At 60.2% G+C, this 20,615-nt stretch carries 19 protein-coding genes; 7 read left to right on the top strand and 12 right to left on the bottom strand.

Annotation, left to right across the window (positions count from 1 at the left end; translation table 11 throughout):
* Positions 1-5: 5 nt before the first annotated feature.
* Complete coding sequence (locus AGA_RS05735; RefSeq protein WP_059023433.1) at positions 6-905, top strand: EamA family transporter; 900 nt, start codon at positions 6-8, stop codon at positions 903-905.
* A 12-nt stretch (positions 906-917) separates the two neighbouring features.
* On the opposite strand, the gene AGA_RS05730 is transcribed toward AGA_RS05735, so the two are convergent.
* From AGA_RS05730 to AGA_RS05675, 12 genes are all read right to left on the bottom strand, one after another.
* A complete protein-coding gene (locus AGA_RS05730) occupies positions 918-2,438 on the bottom strand; it encodes a complex I subunit 4 family protein (protein WP_059023432.1) in 1,521 nt (506 codons plus the stop codon).
* Between the two features lie 117 nt (positions 2,439-2,555).
* The gene (gene mutL, locus AGA_RS05725) at positions 2,556-4,481 is read right to left on the bottom strand and encodes a DNA mismatch repair endonuclease MutL (protein WP_059024684.1); all 1,926 of its coding nucleotides are present in this window, start codon (positions 4,479-4,481) and stop codon (positions 2,556-2,558) included.
* Between the two features lie 15 nt (positions 4,482-4,496).
* Positions 4,497-5,018, bottom strand: a complete 522-nt coding sequence (locus AGA_RS05720; RefSeq protein ID WP_083503672.1) for a DUF3035 domain-containing protein — start codon at positions 5,016-5,018, stop codon at positions 4,497-4,499.
* Between the two features lie 55 nt (positions 5,019-5,073).
* Positions 5,074-5,556, bottom strand: coding sequence for a signal peptidase II (gene lspA / locus AGA_RS05715; protein WP_059023430.1), 483 nt, complete (start codon positions 5,554-5,556; stop codon positions 5,074-5,076).
* An 11-nt stretch (positions 5,557-5,567) separates the two neighbouring features.
* The gene (gene ileS, locus AGA_RS05710) at positions 5,568-8,486 is read right to left on the bottom strand and encodes an isoleucine--tRNA ligase (RefSeq protein ID WP_059023429.1); all 2,919 of its coding nucleotides are present in this window, start codon (positions 8,484-8,486) and stop codon (positions 5,568-5,570) included.
* A gap of 156 nt (positions 8,487-8,642) precedes the next feature.
* The gene (locus AGA_RS05705; protein ID WP_059023428.1) at positions 8,643-9,587 is read right to left on the bottom strand and encodes a bifunctional riboflavin kinase/FAD synthetase; all 945 of its coding nucleotides are present in this window, start codon (positions 9,585-9,587) and stop codon (positions 8,643-8,645) included.
* A 7-nt stretch (positions 9,588-9,594) separates the two neighbouring features.
* The gene (mtnC, locus tag AGA_RS05700) at positions 9,595-10,305 is read right to left on the bottom strand and encodes an acireductone synthase (protein WP_059024683.1); all 711 of its coding nucleotides are present in this window, start codon (positions 10,303-10,305) and stop codon (positions 9,595-9,597) included.
* A gap of 18 nt (positions 10,306-10,323) precedes the next feature.
* Positions 10,324-10,869 (bottom strand): 1,2-dihydroxy-3-keto-5-methylthiopentene dioxygenase, encoded by a 546-nt coding sequence (locus tag AGA_RS05695; RefSeq protein ID WP_059023427.1) that lies wholly within the window; start codon positions 10,867-10,869, stop codon positions 10,324-10,326.
* On the bottom strand, positions 10,866-11,489 hold the full coding sequence (locus tag AGA_RS05690; protein WP_059023426.1) for a methylthioribulose 1-phosphate dehydratase: 624 nt from the start codon (positions 11,487-11,489) through the stop codon (positions 10,866-10,868). Before AGA_RS05690 ends, AGA_RS05695 begins: the two co-directional genes overlap by 4 nt.
* Before the next feature lie 27 nt (positions 11,490-11,516).
* Positions 11,517-11,768: a twin-arginine translocase TatA/TatE family subunit gene (locus AGA_RS05685; protein WP_059023424.1), complete on the bottom strand. Its 252-nt coding sequence runs from the start codon at positions 11,766-11,768 to the stop codon at positions 11,517-11,519.
* A gap of 128 nt (positions 11,769-11,896) precedes the next feature.
* The gene (locus AGA_RS05680) at positions 11,897-12,361 is read right to left on the bottom strand and encodes a CHAP domain-containing protein (protein ID WP_083503561.1); all 465 of its coding nucleotides are present in this window, start codon (positions 12,359-12,361) and stop codon (positions 11,897-11,899) included.
* A complete protein-coding gene (locus AGA_RS05675; RefSeq protein ID WP_373319910.1) occupies positions 12,358-13,020 on the bottom strand; it encodes a regulatory protein RecX in 663 nt (220 codons plus the stop codon). Before AGA_RS05675 ends, AGA_RS05680 begins: the two co-directional genes overlap by 4 nt.
* Before the next feature lie 230 nt (positions 13,021-13,250).
* Between AGA_RS05675 and AGA_RS05670 the strand changes: the two genes are divergently transcribed.
* The 6 genes from AGA_RS05670 to hrpB all read left to right on the top strand — a co-directional run bounded on the left by AGA_RS05670 (position 13,251) and on the right by hrpB (position 20,506).
* Positions 13,251-14,465, top strand: coding sequence for an aspartate aminotransferase family protein (locus tag AGA_RS05670; protein WP_059023419.1), 1,215 nt, complete (start codon positions 13,251-13,253; stop codon positions 14,463-14,465).
* On the top strand, positions 14,462-15,460 hold the full coding sequence (gene argF / locus AGA_RS05665; RefSeq protein ID WP_059023417.1) for an ornithine carbamoyltransferase: 999 nt from the start codon (positions 14,462-14,464) through the stop codon (positions 15,458-15,460). Before AGA_RS05670 ends, argF begins: the two co-directional genes overlap by 4 nt.
* 4 nt (positions 15,461-15,464) lie before the next feature.
* Positions 15,465-15,782, top strand: a complete 318-nt coding sequence (locus AGA_RS05660; RefSeq protein ID WP_059023415.1) for a hypothetical protein — start codon at positions 15,465-15,467, stop codon at positions 15,780-15,782.
* A gap of 36 nt (positions 15,783-15,818) precedes the next feature.
* On the top strand, positions 15,819-16,787 hold the full coding sequence (gene hslO / locus AGA_RS05655) for an Hsp33 family molecular chaperone HslO (protein WP_059023414.1): 969 nt from the start codon (positions 15,819-15,821) through the stop codon (positions 16,785-16,787).
* A 127-nt stretch (positions 16,788-16,914) separates the two neighbouring features.
* Positions 16,915-17,820, top strand: a complete 906-nt coding sequence (locus AGA_RS05650; protein ID WP_059023413.1) for a hypothetical protein — start codon at positions 16,915-16,917, stop codon at positions 17,818-17,820.
* 103 nt (positions 17,821-17,923) lie between these two features.
* Positions 17,924-20,506, top strand: coding sequence for an ATP-dependent helicase HrpB (hrpB, locus tag AGA_RS05645; protein ID WP_059024682.1), 2,583 nt, complete (start codon positions 17,924-17,926; stop codon positions 20,504-20,506).
* The last annotated feature ends 109 nt before the right edge of the window (positions 20,507-20,615 follow it).

Below are 20,615 nucleotides of genomic sequence, written 5' to 3'. Positions count from 1 at the left end.
GACGTATGAGCACGCCTACTTTTTCAGTGCGGGAACGTCTCGCGGCGCTGGCGCAGGTTACGGGCGGGATGCTCTGCCTGCAATTTGGTTCGTCCTACGCCAAACTGCTGTTTCCTGCTTTTGGCGCAGCGGGCATGGTGGGGCTGCGTACCTTTTTTGCCGCCATCATACTTATGGTGTTTTACCGTAGCTGGCACGCTATCTCCCGCAAGGTGCTCCTGCTGGTGTTGCCGTATGGGCTGGCCCTTACGTGCATGAACTACTTTTTCTACCTCGCACTTGGCCGCCTGCCATTGGGCACCACCGTGGCGCTGGAATTTACGGGGCCACTCGTGCTGTCCTTTATCCATACAAGGCGATGGAGTGACGTTGTGTGGACAAGCCTGACGGTGCTTGGGCTTGTGCTGCTTCTGCGCCCGGAATCCGCTATACGGCCGGACTTTGTAGGCATTATTTTTGCCCTGCTGGCAGCAACATGCTGGGCGCTTTACATTATTTTTGCCCGCAATATTGCTGGCAAGCTGCCATCTGGTCAGGCGTGTTCTCTTGGTATGCTGTGTGGTGCCGGAATCGTTTTCATACCCTGCACGGCTCCTGCCCTGTGGACCGGGCTGCACATTCCTACCCTGCTGGGGGTGAGTGTTCTTGTCGCACTCTGTTCTTCCGCGCTGCCTTACGCACTGGAAATGCAGGCCATGCAAAAACTCTCTGCCCGCGAATTTGGGGTATTGTGTAGTCTGGAACCGGTTTCCGCCGCGCTGGCTGGAGCCATGCTGCTGCATGAAATTCCGTCACTTCCGCGTCTGTGCGGTATTCTCTGCATTGTTCTGGCATCGCTGGGCACTGTGCTCATGCCCCAACGTTCCAAGCCCATCGCGCAGGATGGGCCTGTTCTGCCAGAATAATGTTACGGCATCTTACCGGCTGGCTAGGTGAATAACCTGTTCATGCATGGAGGATGACGCCACATTCACCATGCTTCCGTGCACGGCCTGCATAATCATGGGATCAAAAATCCGGGTGAACGTGCCGGGGTGAATCCCCATCCACAATGTCACCACAGCCAGAGGTGCCAGCACGGCAATTTCGCCCGCAGTCAGGTCACGCAGCAGGCTGACCGTCCCACGCACGCTGCCAAACAGCACCCGGCGGTAAAGCGAGAGCATATACACGGCCCCCATAATCATGGTGCCACCAGCCAGCAGCGCCACCCACATGGAAACATGAACCGCCCCCATAAGAACCAGCAGTTCCCCCACAAAGGACCCTGTTCCGGGCAGCCCCACATTGGCCATGGTAAACAGCATGGCCAGCAGCGCGAGAATGGGCATCTGCCGTGCCACGCCCCCCAGTGCATCAATATCCCGCGTTTCTGCCCGCCATGCCACAGCCGCCACACAGAAGAACAGCGCCGCTATGACCACACCGTGCGAGAGCATCTGGAAGATGGCACCATCTATGCCCTCTGCCGTAAGCGTAAACAAACCAACCGCGATCATGCCCATGTGTGAGAAAGAGGAATAGGCGATCAGCCGCTTCATGTCTGTTTGTGCAAACGCCACAAAGGCTGCGTACAGAATGGCCACAACACCCAGTGCCAGCACATATGGGGCAAACTGGCGCACGGCATCAGGGAACATCAGCACCCCAAAGCGCAACAACCCGTAAGCCCCGGTCTTGGACAACACACCCGAAAGCATGGCCGATGCCGGTGTTGGGGCCTCCGTATAGGCATCTGGCAACCATGCGTGCAGCGGGAACAGCGGCAGCTTGACGCCAAAGGCCAGCAGAAAAGCCAGAAGCAGCCAGCCTTGCAACGAATGGGAAAAGCCTGCGTGCATCAACGCCGGAATATCGGTCGTGCCCGCATGCAGCCACATGGTAATCAGCCCGACCAGCATGAACAGCGAACCACCAAAGGTAAACAGGAAGAACTGGAGCGATGCCCAGACCCGTTTTTTGCCGCCCCATATGCCTATCATCAGGCTGCCCGGAATGAGCGTTGCTTCATAAAAAACGTAAAACAGGACCAGATCCTGCGCGGAAAACAGGCCAAACAGGGCTGTTTCCAGCATCAGCATGGTGGCTACAAAGTCGCGCCCCTGCGTTTGCACGCTGCGCCAACCCGCACCCAGTGCCAGTGGCGTCAGAAAAGCCGTTAGCAGGATAAAGACCAAGCTGATCCCATCCACCCCGGTATGGTAGGAAATACCATAATCACTCATCCAGCTCAGGCGGGTTTCATACTGCAAGCCGGGCTGGTTGGGGTCAAAGCCGACCCACATCACCACGCTTAACCCAAAGGTGAGCAGCGTTGTCCACAACCCCAGCCAGCGCGCCGTACGGTCCCGCTCCGGCTCCTGACCGGGACAGAGGAAGGCCGCAACTGCGCCTGCAAGAGGGAGGTAGGTTATCAGCGAAAGCAGGATTGGCTGCACGGCTTAACACCATCCGGGTTTAATGACACTTTTAAAAGAGTGCGCTTTTTTCCGGCATGAGGCCAGCATTCTGCTGTTCACGTTCCGCCGATCACCCCGGCAAGGGGCGGAGGACGGCTAGCGGCGGCCAAACAACTTTTCGAGATCGCTGCGACTGAGCTTGAGCCATGTTGGCCGACCGTGTGAACAGGTGCCAGCCCGGGGCGTGGCCTCCATCTGGCGGAGCAGGGCGTTCATTTCCTCCGGCGTCAGCCGCCGGCCTGCCCTTATGCTGCCGTGGCAGGCCATGCGGGCAATAACCGCATCCAGCTTGCCATCCAGCGATGCCATCTCATCCGGTGCGCCGTTTTCATCCGCTTCCAGCTCATCCGCCAAATCACGCAGAAGGCTGAGCGCATCGCTCCGTCCCAGCATGGCTGGCAGGGCACGCACCAAAATGGAACCACCCCCGAATTCTTCTATTTCGACCCCGAGTCTTTCCAACATAGGCTGGCGGGCCAGCAGCAGGTCCTGCTGTACACGCGGCAAATCCACCACATCTGGCACAAGCAGACGTTGGGCCTGCACACGCCCACCCAGATACTGCTCCCGCAGCCGCTCATGCGTCAGCCGTTCATGCGCAGCATGCTGGTCAACCAGCACCAGACTGCCATCTGCCGCCACAGCAAGAATATACGTATCCAGCACCTGTGCGACTGCGGCACCCAATGGATGGTCCAGCCCACCCCCACCTGCTACGCCATCCAACATGGCAGGAAGGCCCACACTGGCCTGCCCGTCTATCTGCGCCGCACCTTCTGGGCCACAGGGTATGGGTTGGGGCGGCACAGGCAGTGTCCGGGCCGATGGTGTATCGCCAAACATCAGGCGAGGTTCCGCCACACCTCCGACCGCAGGGGCAGAAGGATACGCGGGTACGGGTTGCGGAGCCGCCTGCCCCTGCTCCGGCGGGTACCATATCCGCGTAGCCCGTGGGGCAGCGGACAAAACCGGACGGACCCCGGCAACACCGGCCCCATGCTCCAGCGCGCGCTGTATGGTGCCAATAACAAGGGAGCGTACGGCGGCCTCATCTGCAAAACGCAGTTCGGTTTTGGCTGGATGCACGTTAACATCCACCTGTTCTGGCGGAACCGTCAGCATAAGCGCCACAACAGGGTGGCGACCAGGTTCGATGACCCGACGATACGCCACCCGCACGGCGGTTTTAAGAACCGGGTCCACGACCGGGCGGCCATTAACCAGCATAAACTGCCCGTTTGCCGTGGAACGATGGACTGATGGCGGGCAGATAAAGCCTGTAAGGGTCATACCCTCACGCTCACCATTGATAGTTAGAAAGCCGTCCGCCTCGCTGGCATCCAGCAAAGCTGCGGCGCGGGCAGCCATGTCCTGCGATGGCAGATCCAGCACCTCGCGCCCATCCAGCACAAACCGGAAGGCTGTCTGGGGAACCGCCAATGCCAGCCGACGCACCACGCTTTCCACATGGCGACCTTCCACTCGTGCGCTTTTCAAAAACTTGCGGCGCGCGGGTGTGGCAAAAAACAGGTCTTCCACCACAACGCTGGTTCCAACCGCACCGGCAACAGGCTCGGGCGCATAGGTTTTGCCCCCTTCCACCCGAATGCGCCATGCCCCGCTCTCTCCCCTTGGGCGGGACGTAATGCTCAACCGGGCCGCCGCCCCGATGGAGGGCAGCGCCTCCCCACGGAAGCCAAGCGTGTTGATGTGCACCAGCGTCTCGTCCCCCAATTTGGAGGTACAATGCCGCTCAACTGCCAAAGCCAGATCATCGGGGGACATACCCACCCCGTCATCTGTGACAATCATACGGTCCACCCCGCCCCCATCGAGCGAGATGTCCAACCGGCGCGCACCGGCATCTATGGCGTTTTCTATGAGTTCTTTGACAGCAGCAGCGGGGCGTTCGATCACCTCACCTGCGGCAATGCGGTTGACAATAACCTCTGGCAACCGCCGTACATGTGGGCGGTCTAGCTGCCCCCCACTTGCACCAACCTGCTCTGGCTGGTCTGACATGGTCAGACCCATGCTCTACTTCTTTTTGGGATGCTGGGTCGGGGTCACGCCCTTGGTGGGCGGTGCGCCAAGCGCTGCATTGGTTTTGAGACGACGGTTTTCTTCATCCGCGTTCACAACACCACCGGCCTTGCCACCTTTCCAGAACATCAACTGCTCCACAAAGCCCGAACCAGCAGCCCCCAGTTCCCCCTGATCGGGTTCATCGGCTGCGGCTGTTGCCTCATTCACCAGAATGGTCTGCCCCTCACTGGTGTCCCCGTTGGTGCCGCGCAGCGCCACATCGGGGGAGAGGGTTTCAAGCGCCTGCAGACGTTCACTTTCGTCCTGCCTGCGTTCGTCCCCTTTGCTGGGCTTCACCAACTCATCTGATGGCGGCATGGACAACGGTGCGCGTGTTGTCACCGTATATTCGTCTGGCAGACTGCGTTCCAGGCCAAATGCGCGGGCAGCCTCGTGCCCCGAGCAGCCGCTCAGCATCATGCAGCCGCCTACCAGCAGCACCGGAGAAATCAGGGTCGAAACACGGCGCACTATCATCTGCCTTCCACTCATCCTGAAAACCGCGCACTCTGGCGCGGGCTGCCTATGCCTAAGATGCCTGCTGTCCATCAGACAGAAAGTTCTGCAACAGCAATACGCATACAGCGCACACTATAGCGGAGTCAGCCACATTGAACACATACCAAGACCATCCGAATGCATGGGCGTGCAAAAAATCCACCACGGCCCCATAGCGCACACGATCAATAACGTTGCCTATGGCACCCCCGGTGACGGCGCCCACACATGCCGCAGTCAGCTTGCTGGGGGTTCTGACCATCCACACAAGCAGACAACAAGCTACTACCATTGCGATAACGGAAAACACAATCCGCCCCGCACCACCAAGCCCGCCAAACATGCCAAATGTTACGGCATGGTTCCAGACCATGGTGAAGTTGAGAAAAGGCAGCACGGCCACAGACCCACGGTCAGGCAGGTCCAGCCCATACAAAATCCAGAACTTGCTCAACTGGTCCGCCGAGAGGACCAGCATCAGCACAAGCAGACCAACGCCCGCAGGCCGGAGCATGAACGGCCTGTTCACGCACCCTCCTGCACGGATGCGCTAACAAAGCCACTTTGGGCCACCACATCAGCACAGCGCAGGCATAGGCCCGGATAAGCTGGATTCGACCCTGTTTCTGGCAGGACCTTCCAGCAACGGGCACATTTTTCGCCTTCCGCCACGCGCACAACTGGTGCGCCATGCAGGTCGCCCCCTTCATCCCCTTCCACATAAACAGAGGAGGACGTGGGGTCGATAACGACTTCCACGTGGGAGACAATGGCCAGTTCGCTCCAGTTCACACCGGCAAAAATACCAGCTTCTTCTTCCGACAGGGTCAGTTCAACCTGCGCCTGTAGGGAAGAGCCGATAGTGCCCGCGCGGCGTGCGCCTTCAATCTCGGTCGTAATAATCCGACGGACAGAGCGAATACGGGCCCAGCGTTCTTCCAGCTCAGCATCCGTCCATTCCACCGGCAGGTCAGGGAAGGCCTGTTCATGCACACTGGCCTGATCGCCAAAGCGGGCGGTCCATGCTTCTTCAGCGGTAAACACCAGCACCGGAGCCAGCCACGTTGTCAGGCAGCGGTGCAGCACGTCCAGCACCGTGCGCACAGCGCGACGGGTCGGATTGGACGGTGCATCGCAATACAGCGCATCCTTACGGATATCGAAGTAAAAGGCGGACAGATCGGTTGTGCAGAAGCCATGCAGTGCCGGGTAAACCCCAACCCATTCGTGCGTTTCCACCGCACGGGCCACCAACCCACCTAGTTCGGTCAGGCGGTGCAGCACCCAGCGTTCCAGCTCCGGCAGCTCTGCGTATGGCACAACTTCTGCCTCGGTAAAGCCATCCAGACCACCCAGCAGCCAGCGCAACGTGTTGCGCAGACGGCGGTACAGTTCGCCCTGCTGTTTGAGAATTTCCTTACCAATGCGCAAATCGTCATTGGTATCGGAATTCATCACCCACAGGCGCAGAACATCCGCGCCCATGCTGTCGTTCACGTCCTGCGGGGCAATGACATTGCCCAAGGACTTGGACATTTTGCGGCCCTGCTCGTCCAGCACAAACCCATTGGTGACCAGCGCCTTGTAGGGCGAAACACCACGGGTTCCCACGCTCTCCAGCAGGGAGGACTGGAACCAACCACGATGCTGGTCCGACCCTTCCAGATACAGATCAGCGGGGAAGCTCAGCCCCGGCCGCCCCAGAACAAATGCGTGGGTGGAGCCGCTCTCAAACCAGACATCAACAATATCGAACACCTGTTCGTAATCATCCGGGTTGCGGCCTTCCCCCAGAAAACGGGAGGGTTCGGACTGGTACCACGCATCTGCACCTTCGGAGCGGAAGGCATCCACCACACGCTGCATCACCGCAGGGTCACGCAGTACTTCGCCTGTCCGTTTTTCCACAAACACGGCAATGGGAACGCCCCATGCGCGCTGGCGGCTAATGCACCAGTCCGGGCGGGTGCGGATCATCGAGGTCAGGCGGTTACGAGCCTGCGCGGGGACAAACGTTACGTTTTCCAACGCCTTGAGCGCGTTCTCCCGCAGGGCATTCTCACCATCCATACGGATGAACCACTGAGGGGTCGCCCGGTAGATAATGGGGGCGCGTGACCGCCATGAATGCGGGTAGGAATGCACAATCTGACCACGTCCAACCAACCCGGCTGGCGCCGTGCCGGCTGCGTTAGCGCGCTCCATAACGCTGGTCAGCGTAGCGCACACCACATCCGCCGCCTTGAACACATGCACCCCGGCAAAGCCCGGAACCCACGGTGCATAGGTCCCATCTGCCTGCACAACCTCGGGCACATCCACGCCATTGGCGCGGCAGAGCAGAAAGTCATCCTCCCCGTGCGCGGGAGCCTGATGCACAAGGCCGGTGCCTGCTTCCGTGGTAACAAATTCACCCGCCAGCATGGGCACATCAAAGTCATAACCCGCACCACGGAGCGGATGGGCACACACGGCCCCAGCCAACGCACTACCCGGCAGGGTGTAGAGCACATGATGCGCGGTAACGTGCGCTTCCTGACAAAAGGACTCGACCAGCGCCTCGGCTACCAGCACGCGCGCGCCCGGTTCCAGCATTGCACCTTCCCCGGTTTCATCCACCCGCAGGACCACGTACGTAATGTCCGGCCCGTAAGCCAGAGCGCGGTTACCCGGAATGGTCCACGGCGTTGTGGTCCAAATAACAACGGACACATCCTCCAGCGCATGGGCTGGCGTTGGGTCCTTGACCACAGGGAACGCGACCAGAATGGTTGTGGAGGTATGGTCGTGATATTCGATTTCGGCTTCTGCCAGAGCTGTTTTTTCAACCGGGCTCCACATAACCGGGCGCAGGCCACGGTACAGCTTGCCATTTAGCAGAAAACGACCAATTTCTTCCGCAATCGCCGCCTCGGACGAAAAATCCATGGTTGCGTAACGGTTCTGCCATTCCGCCTGCACACCAAGGCGCTGGAATTCCTCCATCTGGATGTTCAGCCAGTTGCCTGCGTAATTGCGGCATTCGGCACGGAACTCCAGAACAGGGACGGAATCCTTGTCCCGCTTGGCCTTGCGATATTCCTCTTCCACCTTCCACTCAATTGGCAGGCCGTGGCAGTCCCAACCCGGCACGTAACGCACTGCATACCCCGCCATGCGGTGTGCGCGGTTAATAACGTCCTTGTTGATCTTGTTCAGAGCGTGACCAATGTGCAGGTGCCCATTTGCGTAGGGAGGGCCATCATGCAGCGTAAAGGTCGGGCGACCTTCCGCCTGCTGCTTCAACCGTTCATCCAGCCCGCTTGCACGCCATTTTTCCAGCCATTTTGGCTCCTGCTGCGGCAGGTTGCCACGCATGGGAAAAGAGGTCCGTGGCAGAAACACCGTATTACGATACTGGTCGGCCAGGGATGTCTTGTCGGGTTCGCTGCTCGATGAGGTCATGGGAGGCTGAGGTCACTTTGGTTCGGGTTCACGGTATGGCTGGCTTTTGGCCCCACACCGCCTTGGTCGTTACTGTCTTATCAAAAAGGAAAAGCTCAGGGTCAAGCGCCAAACCGGGTTGGGCTGTTCAACCCGGCCCTGCCTGCTGCTTTTTGCTCAATTTGGAGGGAGTTCCGTATCCAGCGCCAGCCGGGCCTGCGCGGCATCCTGTGCGATCTGGTTTTTGAGCGCATCCAACCCGGCAAAGCGTTTTTCCTCCCGCAGCAGACAGTGCAACGAGACGGAAAGCTCCTGCCCGTACAGGTCACCTTCAAAATCAAAAAGATGCGCTTCCAGCCGACTTTCCTGCCCATCATTAATGGTTGGACGACGGCCAACATTGGCAACGCCATAACGGGTCTGCCCATCCGGCAGCCGGACTGTAACGGCGTACACCCCTCGTGCTGGCTCAAGGTGCCGCCCGAGCGGAATATTAGCGGTGGGAAAGCCCAGCAGCCTGCCGCGCTTGTCCCCATGCTGCACAACACCCCGAATGCACCACAAACGCCCCAACTCCCCCGCAGCTTCACGCGGGTAGCCATCCTGCAACAGACGGCGGATGCGGGAAGAGGAAAAAGGCCCACCCTGATCGGACAATGCCTGCACAGCTGTAAAGCCCATGCCCAGTTCATGCGTGCGTTCCGCCAGAAACGCCACATTCCCACCCCGTCTGTGCCCGAAGGCAAAGTCTGGCCCGCAACCAACATGGCGCAGGCGCAGGGCGTTATGCAGCACATCCTCCACAAACTGTTCCGCTGTCAGCTCGGAAAAAGCCTTGTCAAACCCGATCTGAAAAACATGCCGCACACCAAGGGCGCGCAGAGCTTCCAGCCGCTCGGCCGAGAGGGTCAGCCTGAAAGGTGGGTCCTGAGGGCGGAAAAGTTCACGCGGGTGCGGCTCAAACGTAACAACAGCCGGAGGCAGGTCCGGGCGGGCGGCAAAAACAGACCGCAGCAAATGGGCGTGGCCCAGATGCACGCCATCAAAATTACCCAGTGCGGCGGCACAGCCATAGGCCTCTGCGGGAATATCCCGCCAGTTGGTGTGCAGGCTGATCGTCATCGACCTTTTACGCTCCTTCAGGCAGACCAAACAGACGGGCTGCCTCAGGCAGGGAGGCCGCTACCTTGTGTTGTGAACCCGCCACCGTTCCATCCTCCGGGCGGGCAATCTGGCAAACCTGCAACCCGGCCTGTGCAGCCGCATCCAGTTCAGCCACCACATCCGAGAGAAACAGCACATCCGCCGGGGCCCAGCCTGCCTGCTGCACAATGGTGCGATAGCTGGCCGCGTCTTTTTTACCGCCCACTTCCAGATCGAAGAACGCACTGAACAGTGGGGTAACGTCCCCCTGCTCCGTGTAGCCATAAATCAGCTTCTGCGCGGCTTTGGAGCCAGAGGAATAAACCGCCAGCGTCAACCCCGCGCCCTTCCATGCCTTGAGCGTGGGCACCACATCGGCATACAGCTCCGCCACCAGTTCGCCCTGACGATAGCCCTGTTCCCAGCAAAGCCCTTGCAAACTTTTGAGCGGAACCACCTTGGCGTCCGCATCCATCCAGCGTTCAAGCTGTTCGGCCGCAGGCACGCCGGGGGCGAGTTGCGCGGTTTCCGCCAGTGCCTGTTTTACAACCGGATTGTCGTGCTGCTGCGCAAGCAAAGCAGGCAGATGCGCCCGTGCGTAGGGAAACAGCACTTTATGCACGAACGCCACCGGCAGGGTTGTGCCTTCAATATCCAGCAGCACCACGCGTGGCGTGCCTGAACCCGTATTCTGCATCATGCTTTCCGTATCTGTTCAGCTGGGAAAGGCCGGGAACTGGCGGGCGATGTCCGCCCCCGTATAACGGGCCACCCAGCCTTCCTTATGGGTAAAAATACGCAGGGTCACCATATCGGGCTGAGGTCCTGCGTCAAACCAGTGCTTATACCCTTCAGGCACGGAAATCAGATCACCCTGCGTGCATTCCACATCGTAAACCCGGTCGTTGATGTGCATGATGAAGTGCCCCCCGCCATGCACAAAAAACCGGACTTCATCCTCGCTATGCGTATGTTCGGACAGGAACTTGCTGCGCAGGGCTTCCTTGTTGGGCGTCTGGGGGGTAACGCGCAGCACATCGGCCGACCCTGCTCCGGTTTCTCCCATCAGCCGGTCCAGCCAAGGGCGATAGGTCGCCAGCACGGTGGCTTCATCCGCGTCCTTTGGGGGTGGCTGCACGTCGTCCCACCGTTCAAAACGGATACCAAACGGGGCCAGAGCCGCTGCAATTTCCACAGCATCCTGCGTCTGCAACAACGGCACACCGGGGCGGCTGTCTTCAAACACACGCAGGCTGCTCATTTTCCCAGCTTCCTTCTTTCCAGCACGCAGGCCAGCAGAAATTCCAGCCCTTCCAATCGGGCTAGGGCTGCGTCCATGTTCTTGCCCCACACATACACACCATGGCCACGAATAATGTAGCCTGCGGGCATGTCCGCAAAAAATGGCTCCACCTCGCGCGCCAGACGGGCAATATCCTGATCATTGGCAAAAAGCGGCACACGCACGGTGGCGTCATGCGTGGACTGCCCTTCAAACACCTTCTGGACCTCGTAACCTTCCAGAACAATGGCGTCAGACGGCTCGGTCATGGACAGAACGGTGGACGCCACGGAATGACCATGCAGCACAGCGCCCACATTGGGCAGCAACCGATAGACCTGACAGTGCAGCAGGGTCTCAGCACTCGGCCTGTTCTGCGGCTGGTGAGGCTGCCCCGCCAGATCCACGGTTATAACATCCGCCTCGCTCAAAAAACCCTTATGGCAGCCTGAACGCGTAATAGCGATGCGGCCATCCGGCAGCCTGCAACTAATGTTACCTGCCGTGGCTGGCACCCAGCCGCGCGCATCCAGCCGTTGACCTGCCCGCACAATATCCTGCGCGCCCCGGACAAAACCCGTGGTGGCGTTATCCGTCATGGTGCTGTTAGCCTTCCTCAGCGAGGGTTAGTGCTGGACTGGCTTGTCCACCGGAGCATTAGCGTGCTCGGCAGCAGACACAGGAGGAGGCGCAATGTGCCCCGTACCCGGGCGTGGGGTGCTGTCTTCCATCGGCTCATCATCCGCCATGTGCTTTTTGAAGGATTTAATGCCCTTGGCCATATCCCCCATGATGGTGCTGATTTTGCCGCCACCGCCAAACAACACCAGCACGACCACCAGAACAATAAGCCAGTGCCAGATGCTCAAGCTGCCCATTCCACTCTTCCTTAACCTTAGCGGCGCGCATACGCGGCCAGTCTGCTTGCCTTATTCGCTTTTGTACATGAGGGGGAACACGCCGTGATGCAAGTTTTTCCTTGTTTGCTCCCGGACAAACGTCCTGCCTAACTGTTCCCCGGCCCATAAGGTTCTATAAACCCATAGGTGGGATAAACCGTTTTGCCAAAGGCATGCACAGGGGACCACCATACCCGCACCCGTGTCCAGTCATTACGGGGGGACACATCCTGCACCGGCGCATGGCGCGTTACCTCCCCCGGTTCCCAGTTGGCGTGGTCCACCAGAACCAGACGGTTATTGCGCACCTCCCGAACGACGGAAACATGCCCCGAAGGCAACCTGTGGGATGAACGGAACACCAGCACATCGCCCGCTTTGGGGTTGGAAGCCCGCGCATACTGCCCCTGCGCCTGCCACCACCAGGATGCCGCGTCTCCGCGCAGGTTGATGGCGGAATGTTCCCGCGCATAGGGTGCGCACTGCAACGCCCCGTGCCAGCTACCATGCCCTCCGCCAGCACAGGCGGCCAACAGCAGAGGCAGAGCCAGACAAACATACCGGCCGTTCACGACTCGGCCCTCAAACGGTCCATCCAGTCCTCCGCCTCTTCACCCTGCATATCCAGCACACGCTGGGCGACATCGCGCGCAAACCCCGCCCGCGCCAGCACGCCCAAGGCTTTGTTCTGGCGGGTCAGACGACCTGTCTCATCCTCATCCAGCCCAACGGGCTCCCGCGCAAACGGCCCCAGCCTGCGCTTGCGTGCCAGCACAAGCGCAGCACACAGCTCCCGCTCGGCCGGGCCAAGTGCGCCCACGGCTGTATCCAGCGCCTCATCCCGCACATCAGCAGCAACACCTTTGGCCGCCAGATGCGCCTGCACCGCGCGGGTAGACCGCCCGGACCGCACAAGCCGTCGCACGCGGGAGCGGGCAAAAACCGCATCATCCACCGCACCCAGCCGCACCATATCATCCACAACTGCCGTTACTACGGGGTGCAGGGCTGCCACCTGTTCGGCCACGGCCTCCGCACAGTCCCCGGCGCGTGTGGCTTTTTGCCCCCAGCGGGCAAGGCGGCGCAGCAACACCTGCTCCAACCCCTGCCGGGTTGTGCCAAACCGCGCCAGATGCGTCAGAGCCGCCTCCCGCAAGGAAGATCGCTGTGGCGGTGGGCAGGTAAAGGGAGGAGGCGCGCTCTTTTCCATAGTTATGGATATTAGGCTCATGTTGCGGTTCCGTGCCACTGCTCACCCCGGCTTAAAACGATGAAACACATATGAGGTATGCGAAATTTTCAATTCAGAAGTTTGACTCCCGCAACATGAACACGGCATTATGCGGGATGCGCAACGGGCCGCCCGCTCCACCCTTTTATGGTAGCGGGCGTTTTTCGTTTTGCGCTGTTCCAGATTCCATCATTCAGGTTTGATAACCACCAACATAAAGACCAGATTCCATGATTCCTCCCCTGATGCCGACCTATAAGCGTGCCGACCTCGCCTTTGAGCGGGGAGAAGGCTCTTGGCTGTACGCATCTGATGGACGACGATTTCTGGATTTTGCTGCTGGCATTGCCACTTGCTCCCTCGGCCATGCGCACCCGCATCTGGTGCAGACCATAAGCCAGCAGGCTGCGCGGGTTATGCATGTTTCAAACCTGTTCCGCATTCCGCAGGCGGAAAAACTGGCCGAGCGGCTGGTGGCCAACACGTTTGCCGATAGTGCTTTTTTCTGCAATTCGGGGGCTGAAGCCAACGAAGGCATGGTCAAGATGGCCCGCCGTGCGCAAATGATGGCAGGCCACCCAGAGCGGACCGAAATCATCTGCATGGATGGGGCCTTCCACGGTCGTACGCTGGCCATGCTCTCCGCCACGGGCAACCCAAAGTATCTGGAAGGGTTTGGCACGCCGGTTGCAGACTTTGTGCATGTCCCCTTTAACGATATTGAGGCCGTAAAAGCCGCCATAAACCCACGTACGGCTGCCGTTATGCTGGAGCCTATTCAGGGCGAAAGCGGCATTAAATGCGCCAGTGTGGAATATCTGCGCGCCTTGCGTGCCCTTTGCGATGAGACCGGCGTGCTGTTGGCGCTGGACGAAGTGCAGAGTGGTGTTGGCCGTACCGGTCGCCTGTTCGCCCACCAGTGGGCAGGCATTACCCCCGATGTCATGAGTTCGGCCAAAGGACTTGGAGGGGGCTTCCCCATCGGGGCCATTCTGGCGACGGAAGCCGTGGCAAAAGCCATGACCGCAGGCACACATGGCACCACATTTGGTGGCAACCCGCTGGCCTGCGCCGCCGCCAACGCGGTGCTGGACGTTTTGCTGGCCCCCGGCTTTATGGACCAGATTTGCACCCGCGCTGCGTTGCTGGATGAACTGCTGGACAGCCTTGTGGCCGATGCACCGGACATTTTTGCCCAGCGCCGTGGTCTGGGCCTGCTGATAGGGCTGCGTTGCGTTCCCGCAGTGGGCGATGTGCAGGCCGCAGCGCAGGAAGCCGGGCTGCTATGTGTAACAGCGGGCGACAACGTACTGCGCCTTGTGCCGCCGCTGACCGTAACCGAAGAAGACTGCCGCAAGGTCGTGGCCATGCTGGTTCAGGCTGTATCCAACCTGAGAAGCACACCCGATAACAAAAACAAGTCAGTTCTGGAGACAACCCCATGAGCGCCGCTCTTTCCACCTCTTCCATCACACCGGTGCAGACGGGGCTTCGTCATTTTCTGGACCTCAAGGATCTGGATGGGGCAACCCTGCGCCAGATTCTGGACGTTGCCAGCAGCATGAAGCGGATGCAGCAGAACCGCCGCTTCCCGCTCCACCCCCGCCAGCCGCTGGCGGGGCGGCAGCTTGGGCTTATCCTTTCCAAACCCTCCACACGTACCCGCGTTTCCTTCGAAGTCGGTATGCGCCAGCTTGGGGGGGATGCCGTTGTTCTCAGCCCGCAGGACATGCAGATTGGACGGGGGGAAACACTGGCCGATACGGCCCGCGTTCTCTCCCGCTTTGTGGATGCCATTGTGCTGCGGACGGGCAACACCACAAACCTGCACGAACTTGCACGCTGGAGCACAAGCCCGGTCATTAACGGGCTGACCCCGCACTCCCACCCCGTGCAGATTCTGGCGGACATCATGACGTTTGAAGAACATCGTGGTCCGGTCCGCGGTCGCACGTTTGCGTGGACGGGGGACGGCAACAACGTTCTGGTCTCGCTTATTGAAGGCGCTGTCCGCTTTGGCTTCCGGCTCCGGGCGGCAACGCCTGCCAAAATGAAGCCCCCACAGGCCGTGCTGGACTGGGCCAAGCAGGAAGGCGGCGATGTGGAGTGGATGGAAGACCCACGTGCTGCGGTGGAAAAAGCTGACTGCATTGTAACGGACACATGGATCAGCATGTCCGACTCGCACGAAGAGGCCGCATCCCGCATGACCTTGCTGGAACCGTACCGGGTAGATGCAAAATTGATGGCTCTGGCCGCCCCCGATGCCCTGTTCATGCACTGCCTGCCTGCCCATATTGGGGAGGAAGTCACGCAGGACGTGTTTGAAGGCCCACATTCCGTTGTGTTTGATGAGGCTGAGAACCGCCTGCACGCCCAAAAGGGTGTTCTGGCATGGACAATGGGAGGCTCCGGTTGGACCTCCTTTGGCAAGGAATAAACAGATGAGCGATGCGGAAAGAACAGTCTCACCGACCACCACAGAAGACACGCCGAGTGTTCCCGGCTGGGTTGAACCCGCGCTGGACAGCATTCTGGCCACCCTTCCGTTTGCGGCGGATAAACTGGCTCCTTTCCGCGCCTCTTATCTGGACTGTCTGGCCGGATGTGGCCGCGCAGGCGATCTGGACATGGAGCACGATGCCTGCCGCAAAGGCCTGCTCCGCGCCCTGACCGACTCTGTTGGCCTTGCCCCCGATGCAGCCCGCACCCTTGAGCAGCAGCTTGAAAAACTGGAACTGGATATTTCAGCGCAAGTCTGACGCTGATTTTTGTTTTTGGCAGGATAGAACATTTTTATGGAAAAACCGGCTTTTCTCGACCGTGACCGCCCCGATGTGCCCGGTCTGGTGGTTCCGGGCGGTGTAACGCCCTTCTATCTGGCTGGCCGTCCGGTCCGTGGGCGATTGATCCGCCTTGGTGTGCTGGCAGACGCCATGCTGACCCGCCACGACAACCCAGCACAGGTTACGGCCCTTGCGGGCAAGGCGCTGGCTCTTGTTGCCGCGCTGGCTTCCGCCCTCAAATTTCAGGGGTCATTCTCTCTCCAGATCAAGGGCGATGGCCCGGTTTCCATGCTGGTGGCAGACTGCACGCATGATGGCGCCCTGCGCTTTTATGCCCGCACGGATGAACCCGCGCTGGAAGCCCTGCTGGCCAGCAACCCTTCCCCCACGGACAGGGAACTGGTGGGTAACGGCTATATGGCCCTGACCGTGGATCAGGGGCCGGACATGGAACGCCATCAGGGCATTGTGGAAATTGCCGGGAATGATCTGGCGGCAATGGCCACGCATTACTTTGCCACAAGTGAACAACACGCCTGCTGGATTATGCTTGCCTGTAAAATGACCGATGCAGGGTGGCGGTCGGGTGCGCTGGTATTGGAACGCATTGCCGGGCAAGGCGGCACGGCGGACACCGATACGCCGGTGCAGGACACTACTACGCAGGGTGATAGTAGCTGGGAGACAGCCACAATTCTGGCAACCACGCTCACCGTGGGTGAACTTCTGGACGATGCCCTGCCCGCCCCGCAGCTCCTGCACAGGCTGTTCCACGAGGAAGACCTGCATGTCAGCCACGCTCGGGCATTGGCCTTTGGCTGCCGTTGCTCCCGCGCCAGACTGGTGGACGTGCTCAAGCGTTTTCCCGAAGATGATCTGGACCATATGTGCGTGGACAACAACACGATCGTCATGACGTGTGAGTTCTGCAACAAGGATTTTCATTTTCCACGCAAGGACATTGCATCCGCCGCAGGCTAGGGGAACTCTATCCCATCAGACACTGTTGACGGTACCCTCACCCCGGCCCAGATTGACCGGGGTGCATTAAGGCCCCGGCACCGGGGCCATGTTGGATTATTTCAGTCGGCTGCAAAGAGGTTGAGCCATGATGCTGTTCCCCCGTATGCGTCTTTCCCATCTGGTCGCAACCCTTGCTCTCCCCGCTGTGCTGGCAGGGTGCGCGGAGCAGAAGCAGCCAACGCAGTTTACCCCTCTGACCTACGACTATCTCGGTCAGATGCACCTCAACGTGGCAACCCTGGATGTTGTGGACAATTCCGTTACCAACCCCGAGCCGGGCGACATAGGGTACAAATCTCCCTCTCCCCCCGACCACGCATTGCGGCAGATGGCAGCGGACCGGCTGATTGCAACAGGCAATGCCACGGCCGCCAGCACGGCCCATTTTGTTATTGACCGGGCATTTATCCTGCATCAGCCGGGCGGCACGCTGGACGGGCAGATGAATATTCATCTGGATATTCTCAACCCCGAAGGTCAACGTGTTGCGTCTGCCTCCGCACAGGCAACGCAAACCCTGCACCCCGATCCTTCGCAGGATGTGGAAAGCCCGGCAAACCTGTACGAAATCACAAAAGACATGATGCAGACCATCAATGTCGAATTCGAGTATCAGGTCCGCAACTCTCTGAACAAATGGCTGGTTGATGCGGGTGGCACCCCCATGAACAACGCTATTCAAACCCAGTCTCTGACCGACACGCCCCCTGTGGCTGGCGCTGCGGCAGAGACAAACAGCCTGACGGGCACACCAGCAGCGGTAGACACATCCAACACCAGCGCCCCCGCTAGCACCTCAACGGCACCAGTGCCTGCATCAAGCAGCGCGGATGCAGCCAGCACCAGCACGGCACCTGCCGCCACGCAGGACAGCGAGCCCAACGCCATTTTCCCGGCTGGCACGGATGATGCCTCGACGCAGACAACACCAAAAACGCTTTCTCCCAAACCGGGTTTTCTCAAACTACCCACCACAACAAAAGCACAGTAACGGCACCAGGCCCCGCATCTAAATCTCCCCCATGCCTGCACCAGAGCATGGGGACGGTGGGCAGACATTGCAGCCAGAGCGTGGGACCGCCATAAGTAGCGGCATGATAGCCCAGCCCTTTTTTTCCGACCCGGACCAGATTGCAGATGGCCTGCCGGTCAAGGATATTCTGCCAGAACTCCGTAGGGTTCTGGCAGTGGAGCCAACACCCGAACGCGCTGCCAGCGCTATTGTGGTGGCCCCTCCGGGTGCGGGCAAAACCACCTCTATTCCTCCGGTGCTCGCGGCCTGCGCATGGCGTGGCGAAAGCGGGCGGGTTATTATGCTTGAACCCCGCAGGCTGGCAGCACGCGCTGCCGCCCAACGCATTGCCTCCCTTATGGGGGAGGAAGCAGGGGGTTTTGTTGGGTATCGCACCCGCATAGACAGCGCCGTATCGGCCCGCACGCGCATTGAAGTGCTGACGGAAGGACTGTTCCTGCGCCGCCTGCTGGGAGACCCCATGCTGGAGGATGTGGCCTGCGTTATTCTGGACGAAGTGCACGAACGCTCGCTGGAAGCGGATCTGGCGCTGGCCTTCTGCCTTGACCTGCAACGCACCCTCAGGCCCGACCTGCGCCTTGTCGCCATGTCCGCCACGGCGGAAACGGAACGGCTGGCAAACCTGATGCAGGCCCCGGTTCTGACCAGCGAAGGCCGCATGTTCCCGCTGGAAGTCCACCATTCCAAAAAGGACATTCCCACCTTGCGCGACATTGCCCCAGCCACCGCTGCGGGTATTCGGCAGGCTCTGGCAGAAACAGAGGGCGATATTCTGGCTTTTTTACCCGGCACGGGGGAAATCCGGCGTACAGCCCAGTTGCTGGATGGGGTAAAGGCTACCGTTCTGCCACTCCATGGGGAACTGCATCCGGCAGAACAGGCCCGTGTGCTCCAACCTGCCAACACCGGGGAACGGCGCGTTATTCTGGCCACCTCCATTGCGGAAACATCGCTAACAGTGCCCGGTGTGCGCGTTGTTGTGGATTGCGGGTACCGCCGCGCACCACGGTTTGATGCGGGGGCCGGACTTTCGCGGTTGGAAACACTCCGTATTTCCAAGGCGGCCGCCCGCCAACGTGCCGGACGCGCGGGCCGAGAGGCGCCAGGAACAGCCTATTGCCTATGGAGCGCACACACTCAGCGCGCCATGCCCCAGCACGACCGGCCCGAAATTCTGGAAGCTGACCTGTCGGACTACGTTCTGGCAACCGCCTTGTGGGCTGAAACAGTAGGCACAACCGACACCCTACCCCTCCCCGACCAGCCCCCCGGCAGTGCCGTTGCCGCAGCACGAGACCTGCTGCACCAACTTGGCGCACTGGATGAGGACGGGCACATTACCCAACTGGGTAGCCGCATGGCCCAACTGGGTACGCACCCAAGGCTGGCAGCCATGCTGCTGGCCGCACGCACGGCAGAAGAAGCCGCCATGGCAGCAGATTTGGCCGCCCTGCTGGAAGAACGAGACCCGCTACGCCCACGCCAGACCGCCCAAGGCAGGCCACCCGCAATACCACCTGCGGATATTAGCCTGAGGCTGGACCTGATTGCGGGTGACAACCACCCAGATGCAGACCGGGGCGCATTAAGCCGCATCCGGCTGGCCGCAAAACGCTTCCGCTCCCGGCTAAGCATCCCCCATAATCTGCCCGCACAAGGCGACCCGGCAGCCTTGCTTGCCGCCGGGTTCCCGGACCGCATTGCCCTATGCCGGGGAGAACCCGGCAGCTACCGGCTGGCCAATGGCAGCAATGCACGCCTGAAGCGTGACGATGGCCTAAGCCAGCACCGCCTGCTGGCCATTGCCGGGTTACACCTGCGCACAGCGGCGGAAATTCGGCTGGCCGCACCGCTGGACCCGAATGCCCTCCCCCCTGCGTTGCTGGAACGCACGCATGAACAGGTGGAAACAATGCTCGACCCTGTATCGGGCAATATTCTGGCACGCAGGCGCACACGCATTGGCTGCCTTGTGCTCAAGGACCGGACAGAAAAGGTCAAACCGGAAGAAGCCGCCACTCTGCTCCTGCTCCATGCGCGGGACAATTTGGAAACGGCCCTGAACTGGACAGACGCAGTCCGGCAGTTGCAGGCCCGCGTTGCGTTGGCTCGCAGCATACATGCCCCCACCGAACCTGCAGCCGACCCGAAAGATGAGACGGAAACCTGGCCAGATTTTGCCTCCCCCGCACTAGCAAGCACTGTGGAGATCTGGCTGGCGCCTTACATGGCTGACTGTACATCCGTTGCCGCCATAAAGACGCTGGACATTCATTCCCTCCTCCGCAACCTGCTGACTTACAGCCAATACCAATGGCTAGAGCGGGAACTGCCAACCCACCTTCCCTTCCCCGGTGGCCGGGCAGAAGTGGATTATACGCAGCCTGTCCCCGTAGCCTCCGCCCGTGCGCAGGTTTTTTATGGAACAGACCAAACACCCCTTTTGGCTGGCGGACGGGTGCCGCTCCGTCTGGCCCTGCTTTCCCCCGCTGGACGACCACAGGCGATAACGGCGGACCTTGGCGGATTCTGGCAAGGCGGATGGGCCGATATGCGACGAGACATGCGGGGCCGCTACCCACGCCATGACTGGCCAGAAAACCCAGCCCTTGCACCAGCCCGACCACGACAACGCCCAACCTGAATGGCCTTACGCCGCCCTTCCTTTGCCTGAGCCAAAAAGTGTTAAAAAACGCGCATATCCTCCCTCTGCCGCCCAGCATGGTTGCACAAGCCTGCCAAACATGGCCTAA

Source organism: Acetobacter ghanensis (assembly GCF_001499675.1).
GTDB lineage: Bacteria > Pseudomonadota > Alphaproteobacteria > Acetobacterales > Acetobacteraceae > Acetobacter > Acetobacter ghanensis.
The sequence above is the reverse complement of the archived record's forward strand: the minus strand, read 5'-3'. Positions and strand labels throughout refer to the sequence as shown.